Here is a 406-nt window from a genome sequence, read left to right on the forward strand (position 1 = left end):
TATCTTTATCTACTTTTGTAATTTCTACTGAACCTTTGTCTAACTGTTCATTCTCTACTTTTAATGATAAGACTTCTGTCATACCTTTTTTGATTTCGAATGATACTGGCTCTGTTAGTTTTTTGTAGCCTGGTAAGCTTTCTTTCTCTACTAATTTGTACTTTCCTACAGATAAGTCTGAGATTTTTGCTTTACCATTTTTATCTGTTTTTACTTCCGTTACTACTTTTCCTTGTTCGTCTTGTACTGCGAAGACTACGTCTTCTAATACTTTTTGACTATCTTTATCTACTTTTGTAATTTCTACTGAACCTTTGTCTAACTGTTCATTCTCTACTTTTAATGATAAGACTTCTGTCATACCTTTTTTGATTTCGAATGATACTGGCTCTGTTAGTTTTTTGTA

Annotated in this window: 1 protein-coding gene; it reads right to left on the bottom strand. The window is 31.3% G+C overall.

Going from position 1 to position 406, the window contains the following annotated elements:
* Positions 1–406 (bottom strand): MSCRAMM family protein (locus GBN78_RS29970; RefSeq protein WP_193224779.1); only part of this gene is annotated, 406 nt, incomplete at both ends.

The organism is Bacillus sp. B2-WWTP-C-10-Post-4 (assembly GCF_009183805.1).
In the GTDB taxonomy this organism is placed as follows: domain Bacteria; phylum Bacillota; class Bacilli; order Bacillales; family Bacillaceae_G; genus Bacillus_A; species Bacillus_A cereus.